At 49.8% G+C, this 10,556-nt stretch carries 9 protein-coding genes; 1 reads left to right on the top strand and 8 read right to left on the bottom strand.

Annotation, left to right across the window (positions count from 1 at the left end):
• The 5 genes from JW878_02520 to JW878_02500 form a co-directional block, all read right to left on the bottom strand.
• On the bottom strand, positions 1-2,345 hold a 2,345-nt coding region (locus JW878_02520), incomplete at its 3' end, for a hypothetical protein (GenBank protein ID MBN1761942.1).
• Positions 2,330-3,247: an argininosuccinate synthase gene (locus tag JW878_02515; protein MBN1761941.1), complete on the bottom strand. Its 918-nt coding sequence runs from the start codon at positions 3,245-3,247 to the stop codon at positions 2,330-2,332. The genes JW878_02515 and JW878_02520, both read right to left, overlap by 16 nt.
• Positions 3,248-3,506: 259 nt before the next feature.
• The gene (locus JW878_02510) at positions 3,507-4,523 is read right to left on the bottom strand and encodes a hypothetical protein (GenBank protein MBN1761940.1); all 1,017 of its coding nucleotides are present in this window, start codon (positions 4,521-4,523) and stop codon (positions 3,507-3,509) included.
• Complete coding sequence (locus JW878_02505; protein ID MBN1761939.1) at positions 4,517-5,536, bottom strand: hypothetical protein; 1,020 nt, start codon at positions 5,534-5,536, stop codon at positions 4,517-4,519. Before JW878_02505 ends, JW878_02510 begins: the two co-directional genes overlap by 7 nt.
• A 165-nt stretch (positions 5,537-5,701) precedes the next feature.
• Positions 5,702-8,254 carry a hypothetical protein gene (locus JW878_02500; GenBank protein MBN1761938.1) on the bottom strand — a complete coding sequence of 851 codons (2,553 nt, stop codon included), beginning with the start codon at positions 8,252-8,254 and terminating at the stop codon, positions 5,702-5,704.
• 143 nt (positions 8,255-8,397) lie between these two features.
• Between JW878_02500 and JW878_02495 the strand changes: the two genes are divergently transcribed.
• Positions 8,398-8,607, top strand: coding sequence for a TOBE domain-containing protein (locus JW878_02495; protein ID MBN1761937.1), 210 nt, complete (start codon positions 8,398-8,400; stop codon positions 8,605-8,607).
• Between the two features lie 123 nt (positions 8,608-8,730).
• Here JW878_02495 and JW878_02490 read toward each other — a convergent pair whose 3' ends face one another.
• From JW878_02490 to JW878_02480, 3 genes are all read right to left on the bottom strand, one after another.
• Positions 8,731-8,916 carry a type II toxin-antitoxin system HicA family toxin gene (locus JW878_02490; protein MBN1761936.1) on the bottom strand — a complete coding sequence of 62 codons (186 nt, stop codon included), beginning with the start codon at positions 8,914-8,916 and terminating at the stop codon, positions 8,731-8,733.
• Entirely contained in the window at positions 8,913-9,137 is a 225-nt protein-coding gene (locus JW878_02485; GenBank protein ID MBN1761935.1) for a type II toxin-antitoxin system HicB family antitoxin, read from the bottom strand. Before JW878_02485 ends, JW878_02490 begins: the two co-directional genes overlap by 4 nt.
• Positions 9,138-9,427: 290 nt before the next feature.
• Positions 9,428-9,604, bottom strand: coding sequence for a hypothetical protein (locus JW878_02480; protein MBN1761934.1), 177 nt, complete (start codon positions 9,602-9,604; stop codon positions 9,428-9,430).
• Positions 9,605-10,556 lie beyond the last annotated feature (952 nt).

Here is a 10,556-nt window from a genome sequence, read left to right as displayed (position 1 = left end):
CGAATGTTGTACCGGTTTCCGGTCAGGGTGTTCCCAGCAAGCGAGATATGCTCTGCGCGATCCAGATATATCCCATAATCGTTCTCCATAGCGTTGTTGTTGCTGATGGCACACCCCTCTACGTTGGCGAGGTATATACCCGCAGCAGCAGTAGCATTTTCTATTGTAAACCCGCTGATATTCACGTTGTTTGCCCGTATTGCAAAGACGTGCAGTGATGCATTGACCGCACGAACGATCGTATCTGCAGGATCTCCAGAAGTTGCGCGAATCGTTACTGATTTGTTCACCTCCAGGTTCTCGGTATAGATACCCGGATCGACGACGATTGTGGTTCCATTTACGGTATTATGGCTGCATATCGCGTCCCGTATCGTGGTGAAGTTCTCACCTGAGTCCAGGTTGTGAACCGTTCCGCTGGAAACCGGGGTCAACGGTAGGTAATCCCCACCAGTTGCTATAGCGCCACCAGCAGTGTATGGAACTAGAGTGTCTCCCAGTCCGTCTGCAGTTAAGTCCATTCCCGCGTAATCCGACCAGTAATTGCCACCGAGCCAGGAGCCGCCGCAGATGTTCGTTCCGTTTACTTTCGTGGCATTCCAGATATTTCCGCCGTCATCCCCTGCGTTCTTCGTATTGGCGAAGTGGTTGTTGTAGATCGTGTTGTTGTTCGAATGGTGCAAATGGATGCCGTACCAGTTCCCCACGACATGGTTACCAGAGATGGTGCAGCGATCTGAACCATTGAGGGTTAGTCCCGCCCGCTGTTCTGCAGTCGCACCTTTTACCGTGAAGCCGCTTATGCTCACATTATCCGCCGTTACCGCAACGACATGATCATCGGGATCCGCAGCCTGAATAGTTGTATCTTCGGGATTACCGGACGTGGAACGGAGCGTCAAAGACTTGGTAACATGCACATTCTCGATGTAATTTCCCGGGTCAACGATAATGGTGCTCCCGTTTTCAGTATCTGCATGGGATATCGCGTAGTGTATGGTTGGGAAACTTTGAGCGGTATCGACGTTGTGAACCGGAAAAGAGATATTGACATACCACGTCCATGTCTGAATAGCAGTCCCATTCTGGTTGTATACGATGGCCGAAACGTTCCATATCCCGGTCTTTGCACTCCGGTTCGTATATGACGCCTCGGTAATACTCGCATTCGTCTGCACTTCGGTTCCATTGATCTGCCAGCTGACATTCACGAGTTGGTCAACCACAATGCTGAATTGCCTCGCCCCATTTTCAGCGTTGATTACCATAGATGTTGATAAGGTGTCGTTGTAATACGGATCATAATGCGTGATAGTTGGCAGGGGATTCCTACTCGTGCTCCATAGCCATGTGTGCATCGCTGTTCCGTTCTGATTGCTTGCAACTGCCGATACGTTCCAGAGCCCGATTTCAGTACTCGTGGCCGTGTACGAGGCATCAGTAACACTCGTATTCGTCTGCATTTCAGTTCCATTAATCAGCCAGCTGACGTCCACGATTTGATCGGTGCTGATGCTGAACGTTCGTGATACATCCACGCCAATACCCCAGGAATCGTTAACCAGTGATTCTGACGGCGAGTAATAGACAATATGAGGCAGCTCTTTGAATGTAACGTCTCTTGTCCGTTCATTATCCGCAGGGCTCACATCGTCGCTGATGCTCGCGTTTACTATGATCATATAGCTGCCCGCGTCGAGACCAAGTTCCGTGGTGTTGCAGAGATCCGCGCCTAGTCGCTCGTCACCAGCAGATAAATTCCAAGTGTGTGTAGCAATCGTGTGGCTTACTGTTGAGTTCGCGAGTTTTACGGTTATGTTCACGTTCTCATCGTAATGCACCCCGTTCTTGACCTTGTAATAAAGTACATGATTGTTCCCAATCGTCAGCTTCTCAGTAGCATTAACGACCGTGCCCTGTGCTGTCGTAATCTTTATACCGTTTATCGCATCCTCGTAGTCTGTTGAGAGAGAGACATTATGAACTTTATCAATATCAAAGTCAAATATGCCGCCCGCCTCCATTTCCTGCTGCGTTACCGTGTGATTGATCGTTTGTGCGCATGAGCATCCAGACGCGTTAAACTGTAAGATAGTACCCGCACTGACGTCGCCATTGGTAAGTATGAGTTGGTAATAGTTAGATGTCGAAGCATTCCTGGCATCCCAGGCCACACCCGTATTGAGATTTGTTATATGTATCCGTGGTGCATTGCACGGGTTACCATTGCGATCGAAAAACGATCCGGAGATCATGAATGGCGTTCTTTGCGCGTACGCGTGCGCAATCGTTGCTATGCATACCACAATAACGAGCGATACGGTCATCATCATCTTCTTTTCCATTCGTCCCTCACCGCTATAAGACCTCCAATGAGAATTAAAACGAGTACGATCACTATCACGCTCCAATAAGGGATTTTTGTACCGGTATCGTCCGGTGCAGATGCGGGAGTACGAGAAGACTCATTTGGCAGATTGGCAGGAGGCGAGGGTGAGGGCGACGGCGATGGCAGCGGAGTTGGTGTGGGTTTGGGTGGTTCTATCGTGCTGTAGATCGCTATCGTATCCACCCACGTTATGGATAGTCCGCTTGAGGATGGCCATATCCCATCGAAATAATGCCAGTATTTTTCATCCAGGCACTCGTGCATATCCCAGTCACCAAAGCAATGGTAGCCCCAGGGATTGGTGCTGGTATCGGCGAAGAAGATGAGACGCATGCCATTATAATAGTCTATGTCGGGATATCCGGTTCCCTGAGGCTCACCGGTAATAGATTCCTCGCCATTATACCAGCAGAGCACAATGGGTCCCTGTCTGGGCTGCGGCTCGTAGACGTTCGTGTATCCGAACCACTTGTTGAAGCCGTCAGTTGCCGTGATCCTCACCTCATCGCCGGGAGACATCCCTCCTACCAGATCGCATAAATCCTTGACATTCGTGCCCTTCACGGCGCCGTAATCCCTGCTCTCTACGTTCACGTCTTCATCAGGATTCCACGGATCGCTCTCACTAAAGGTTGGTCCCTGGAAGTAGTAATGGGTTACACCATCTCCGTGAACCGGCAGATTTGCCTCCATACATGTGTAGTTCACGGTCGTCTCATTGAGGATCGTCGCGTTATCCGCGGCGTACTTCACCACATGCACCTGCGTGGTCGCAGCCTGTGCGGAAGGCACGACGCAGAGCAGCGCGACGCAAATGCAAACTAGCAGCCCCATCATCTCTCTTCTTCGGTTCGTCATTCAGTACAGCACCCCATCGATAGGTAGTATAACGCTATTCGATATATATTATTTCCGCTTTTTATTCCGGCACGCGATCTACTCGCTCGGATATGTATGGTGCGGGGGAACGGAACAACCTTCAGGTATGTATGTGCCTCGTGGTGAGGAGCAGCCCTCAGCGACCCTCGCTTTTACCGTCAAGAGCAGGACCGAGCATAGCATAAGCGGCTTGAATATCGTATTCAGAGCGGAGTATACAGCTCGGGCCGGGCTTCATTTACCCGTGCCGTCGCTTACCCCGTAGCCCGCAGAGCCCGAGGAGCACGAGCAGCCCCAGGCCGAGGAGCAGTACCGAGAGCAGTTCGGGCACGGGAAAGCCGGGATCAGATGAAGGCGAGGTAACGCTGCTCGCGTGCTGCCCTGGCGGATTGCAATGGATCTCCAGATTGCCCTGTGCGCTCGCGGGCCAACAAAGCGCGAGGGCTAACAGACCCCCTTCCGGGACGCTGAAACCCGCCGTGGCAAATGCGAGATCGATCTCATGGAGCGCGCCCTCTGTGTAGCTGATCAAGCTCGCGTTTTCCGTAATGGTGGTATTCGCGCCATCGGGTGTCAGGCTCTGAAGCCTGGTATACAGCGTGCTTGATTCATTTAGAGCCAACGCCTTCACCCAGTAGCTCACGTCCCAGATGCCCGCGGGGAACGTCACCGTGCAATTAGCCACCTCATCGGTGTAGAACCACACGCACTCGCCCGGTGCAAGGGTCACGGTTGTGTCGCCGTCTTCCACGCCCTTTGTCATGGTCCTGTTGTACGTGGCAAGGGTCGAGAGCGGCGGGCTTGAAGCTTCGTTTGCGGTGAAGTACCACGTCTGCCGATACGGTTCAACGAGCGAGAGATTGTAAGGGAACAGTCCGCCGCGGGCTATATCGTCTGAGGTTACCGTATAGACTATCTGCCGCGACTGCTCGTTGCCCGCCCCAGAAGCTTGGAACCGCACCTGCTCAGTCGCATTCACGTCCGTGCCGTTCGCAAGCACGAGCTGATAATAATTGGAACTCTGGTTGGCTTCGGCCTGCCACGTATCACTCGTGTTCAAATTGGTGATGTTCACCTGCGGGTTGTTGCAGGGCGAGCCGTTCTCGTAGGTGACGTACCCGGCGATCACGAACGGCTCTGGTGGCTGCGCGCTCACAGATGCGGTCGTGAAGAGCAGAAGCGCACCTAAGAGCAACAGCAGTATGTAGTGTCCCAGCTCCATCTCACGTACGTTCGTTCCTACCAGTATCAGCACGCTTCGGTGATCGTTCCTGCGGTCTTTGCGCTGATGAAGTATCCTTCGCCTCGTTCGAGCTCAGAAAAGTCGTTGAAGACACTCGGTGCGACCGGGTTGAAGGTCTCGAACTCCTGCGTCGTGGCGTTCCAGCGTGCGACGTAGTTGTAGCCGCCGTCAATAGCAGACAGACCATCCGTTATGTCTTTTGTGCAGTTGAGCCACCCGGGCATGTTCAGGCCCTGGGAAAGATCAATGTTCATCGACGTGTATGCACCGCCAGTGTAACTCCACGTGTCCGCAGCTGTCATGTGAATGAAGTACCCGACGCCGTTCGCCATCGTATCGCCCGAAGCCAGTTGCACGAAGGCATGCGTTCCTGCATCGTACCGGAAGAGTGCATCGTACGAGCCGCTCAATGACGTGTCTATTATGTTCGCAACGGTCATATCGTCCGCGAGAAGCGGCAGCGAGATCAGGTTCCAGCCTGCGACGAGGTCTTTGCTGAACGGCTCCGGTGGTGCTGTGCAGGCGAATGTCCCATTGTCTGTTGTGAATGGAACGTGTGGAACACCAAGAGCCGCTAAATCGCATGCCCACGTTGATGAATGCGGTGAGCTACTGACGAAAAGTAAGTCAGTCACGCAGGGAGTCGTAGAGTTGCACTGGATCGTATAAGTGCCAATGAGATAATTGCCGGCATTTAGATTCACAGGTAAGCCATACTCATCCTCATTGCCGAAGGTTATTATGTACTCACCAGGATACGACGCAGGGGGGGTTTTGAATTCCCATTCCGAGTCATATGTAAAACCTTCTACAGCGGCACACGATTCGTACATAATAGTCACCTTCCCAGTCTGAAATTCTTGAGTTGCATTGAGACGTAGCTGCACTTGGATCGTGTTGCCGTAGCCTTCTACACCACTATCGTCGGGGACCAGATAGTAAACAGTCGCTGATGCCACGGGAATTGCAGTAACTGCAAACAGCGTCAATACCAATACACTAGACAATACTATTCTGTTTTCCATTTTTCTTTTTTACCTCCTAAAACCTTAACTAAAGTCTTTCCTTTCCCTTTTGACCTTCTTTCCTATTCTTCTCGTCTTTCCGCTCCTTTATCTCCTATCTCCTCCTTCTACCTTCATCTTTTCTTTTTTGCTCCCAAAAGAGTGAACCAGGAAAAGCTTAGTTTTTTACTCTCCGCAACAATTCAACTCCCAGCCAGGAACTGCACCTATGTAAAGTTTCAACAGCGTCGTATCGTAAACCGTTATATCGCCATCGCCGTTCACATCACTTGCCCACTCGCTTCCGAGCTCCCAGCCAGGAACTGCACCTATGTAAAGTTTCAACAGCGTCGTATCGTAAACCGTTACATCGCTATCAGCATTCACATCACCGCACGTCGCTTGTATGAGCGGATGCGCATCGTAGCCTCTGTATGGTACCGCAGTATCACCGAGCAGATCCTGATCGCTGTCCGTCCCCGTATATCCCCTCCAGTAATTCCCGCCATAGAACGGGCCATGAACGATGTTACCAGTCTTCGGGATATCTACCGCTACCTTATCCACACAGTACCAGTTCAGTTTTTCCGGTGCGACATTGATGGTTACCGTGTCATTGATGTCGTTGTTGAAGACAAGATTCTGATCCCCGCCGAATACAACAAAGGGCGAAAAAAATCCTCGAACGTTAAACGTGTTGTCGCGCACGAGATTACCGTTTGCAGGTGCGTACGTGTCAACTCGATATTTCGTTGCTGCATAATTTAATACGCCACCAAGTACCCAATTATGTCTATCGGTGTTGCCGTCAAATACGTTCTTCACGATCTCGTTGCAATCGCCGGAGATGATCATCAGCCGGCGGCAATCGCGCCCGGCTTCGGTATCGCCAATTGTGTTATTCCTGAACAGATTGCATGAGCTGTAGAGCTTCACACCACTCGAAGAATTGTAGATGTAATTGTCCGTAATCACGTTCCATGAATTGGCGGTGATGTTGATTCCCGCGCCGGGATAATTTGCAAAATCCTCATCATCGTCCTCATCGTCCTTATTCCAGGTGCTATGTATCGTGAGTCCCTGCACCCAGCAATCGGTTGTCTCGACCTTGATGATGTCTCCCGAATTGTCAGTATGGATCTCGGCCTCGGTCCCATTTGCAATCAGCCGTATCGCGGATTTGGCAGAAGGAATCACTACCTGCTCGTTGTGTGTACCGGCAACGAGTATCTTTGTTCCGCTTGATGCGGCGTTAATAGCAGCTTGTATGCTCTCGCCATCACCGACGTTTACCGTTGTCAGGCTCGTCACATCCACGAGCTGGCTCGTCACATTATTCGTCTCATTAGATTCTGCGACATCGCCATCACAATCGACTGTGACGTACACCGTCTTCTGCCCGGTTGTCGTTGGCGTCCAATCGAGTGCCACCAGTTGCGTCTCCCGCAGGTACAGCATCGGTATAAACACTGTGTCTTTCAGCTCACCGTCAAGCTCGAGGGATACATTAAAACTGTGCGCATCAGCGCCGTTGTTCTTTATCAGTGCAAAGATCACGTTGGGCTCATCGATAAAAGCATCTCCATCGTGAACCGTGGTCACGACGAGATCGGTCTGTGGGATGGGGATTGCCGTTATCCCTTCGGTCGTCTGGTTGTTTGTCTCATTCCATTCATCCACAACGCCATCCGAATCTGCGGTGACGGTGAGCATGTAATCGGCTGGAGCCGCGGGAGTCCACAGGAATTTCACCGTGATGTTCTCTCCTGCACCCAGCCCGCCAATATCCACGATGGTGGTATCTACAACGCCACTGCCATCATCGAGGCTTACGTTGAATGGCTCGACCGTGCTCTTATTTCCGATATTCTCGATTGTTGCACTGATGATATTCGAGGTGCCGTTGTAAATCTCGTCGGGGGTGTCAATCGCGGTCACGATGAGGTCTGGTTTTATCTCTGCCGTGTATATCAAGATAGCACTGATATATTTCACGGATAGCCCACTTGAGGATGGCATCAAACCTTCCGTAGAGTCGTAGTAGTAGTGCCAGTACTCTTCCTCCATGTATTCGTGCATGTCCCAGTCGCCGAATGCATGCCAGCCTTGAGGGTTTGTGCTGTTGTCCGCAAAGAAGTGGAGCCGCATGCCCGTAAAATAACCGGTGTCGGGATACCCAACGCCCTGATGCTCACCAGTAATACTCTCCTCACCGTTATACCAGGCGAGAACCATCGGGCCCTGCTTAGGCTGTGAGTCATAGTTATAGACATCATCCCAGGGGAAGTACTTGGAGAAATTATCAGATGCCTTGATCATCACCACATCCTCGGGCAACATGCCCCCTACCAGATCGCATAAATCTCTGACATTCGTCCCGGCAACCGCGCCGTAATCCCTGGTATATACGTTCACGTCTTCCTCGGGATTCCATCTATCCTCATCGTAGTTCCACGTCTCATTGGGGTGAATCTTTTCCCATTCTCCCGGGAAGATCGGCCCCTGGAAGTAGTGATGCGTATACTTAGTTCCGTTAAGGTTCGCTTCATCCATAACGGGCAGGTTATCTCTCATCCACGTGTAGTTCACCGTGGTTTCATTGAGTATCGTCGTCCCATCAGGAGCATATTTTGCTACATGTACCTCTGTCGTGTACGCCTGCACGGGAAGCGTGAAAAAGAGCAAAAAAGCGCATAAGCCTAGTACAACCCCTAACTGACCTCTCCTTCTTTCAAGCACCTCACCTTTTCACCTCGCACCTACTTTAACAGCTTATCGATATGTAACATAAAACCATTCGTAATAAAAAGGTTTCGCTTTTGTCTCATCGAGAGGTTTTTAAGAATGGGGAAAAAATCTACTACTCGGGGGTGAGAACACAAATGCCGTTAAGTGCACGTAATAGAATTAAAGGCGTGGTAAAGGGGCTAGAGATAGGTGAGGTTGCCGCTTCGGTCAAGATCGAGATCGCAGGGCCCGCAACGATAACCTCGATGATCACGAGAGAGGCGGTGGAAGATCTCGAGCTCAAAGAGGGCAATAAAGTAGAAGCGGTGATCAAAGCGTCCGAAGTGATGGTTTCAAAGGAGTAATAACTCCAGCCAAACCTCTCCTTTTCTTTTTTAGCTTTTTGTAAGTCCTTACACAGATAATAAATAGAGATAGTTGAGTTGTGGAAAGAGATGCTTGCTTGAAAGATGTTTTTGAAAGAACCTTCAAACTTTCGGAATCATCAAATCCTTGCAAATCTTCTTTGCCAGCGCATCGTCAATTTCGGCGTGTCGTGGCACTGTGGAGGTCTTGCTTTTCGCCGGGTTATAATACACCGTATGATCTCTGCCTTCATGTAATAATTCGCATCCGTGAGTTTCGAGATGTTTCATGAGTCGCCGCCGTTTCATGGTACGGCAATCCGTAACTCCTCTCGAATGACTTCCTTATTTGCATACTCACGTTTACTCAGTTCACGGTTTGATTTCAGTATAAGTTCAACAGCCTCCTTGAGATTCTCCCGTGCTTCATCAATTGTTTTTCCTTGCGTATTTGCACCAGGCAACTCTTCGACAAAGGCCACCCACCATTTATCCGTCTTTTGAAAGACGGCGGTGAAACTGTTTTCCATCCTTGGCTTTTTCCTATTACTCACAAGGCTATTGGAATATAAATAGCTAGCTAGTGGAGAAAAAGGCTATAATACTGTGTTGAGGATTTTGAAAAACCTCCAAAAATAGCAGAATTTGACACAAAGGTATTTATGTGGTGGGGTATAACAGGGGTAAATCAAAATTCTCTGTTGATGGTGTTTGTTGATGAGGCTTAAAGAAAAGGATAAAAGCTTTTCTTTTTTCTTGAGATAGTTTTACCGTTTCTTTGCTTTAACTAATGCAACTCCAAAAAAGAAACTTCGCTATGCTACGACCCCTGGTAAAGCGGATAACCAGCGATGAACCACGGGCCTAACTCCCGTTTTATCTCGCTCATGTTCGCGCTTTCCAAGAGTTCACAACAATCTTCTTCTTCAGCGTCAGCTTCAGCGATCGTTTGAAGCAACCGTATCAGATCCTTTATCAGTCGTGTTATCTCGTCCATGTGGCTCGGCGGGCGATGCCCGGCGCCCTGGCAGTTTGCGGCGGGGGGTTGTGTCTACAGAGAGCAGCAAGAAGCCCGCGCGGGGCGGTGCAGCGCCCAGCGCCGAGTTGCTTGTATGTATGCTTCTCTTCTGAGGCGGGTAAAAGCGGAGGTAAAATGGCGGCTTACCCGACATGCATAGTTATGTAATTCGCTACTTAAAAAGGTTTTCGGTTTTGTGGCTTTGCTCCTGAGGCCACACGATTCCCTGGCTTTAGGAGCAAAGCCGGTAAAACACTGGTTTGCCATATAATATCTTCGGTTAAGCACGCAGATTCCTCGATACCCTGTTTCTCGAAAATCAGGGAAAACGACTATCTTTAATTTCAATCCTCTCTCGATGCAGCATAGCGGTACGATAATCTCCCCGATTTTCGGTCACTGCACTGAGTATCGCAATGGATTCACGACCGCTCCGGGCGTAAAATCAGCATCATCCCTGAACATCTCCATTTTCCCCGGTTTCTTTACACCATGTTAAACGCGGCCACCCCAAGAGGTCAACATATCCACGGGGTGATCGATGGATAAGCGATCGAAAATTTTTGAATATCGCAGACTCAACGTTGGAATCCCCCCGGTATTAAGGTCGTAATTGCAGGAAAAAGAGATGGATTCGTCGATGAATAAGATCAAGGAACTGGAGAACGTAAAATGTCCACCTTTTATGGTTTCGCTGAAAACGTAAACGTTTGCACATGTCTCTTTAGATATTTTATGGGACTTTGGCCTATTAAGCCTTTGACCTCCGATCGCAAGCACTGAGTTGGAATTTTTATGGAATATTTGTGTATAATGCTCAGATTGCGTATTTTCCCCGGTTCAGTACCTGTTAAGTAAACCAAAAAAGGTTACACATCGATGTATTCGTTTTTATGAGTCCTCTTTTCTTTCTTTTTCTGTAAAGGAGGAT

This window comes from Methanomicrobia archaeon, assembly GCA_016930255.1.
Taxonomy (GTDB): Archaea; Halobacteriota; Syntropharchaeia; order Alkanophagales; family Methanospirareceae; genus JACGMN01.
Note: the sequence above shows the minus strand (reverse complement) of the source record. Positions and strands in the feature narration are given on the sequence as shown.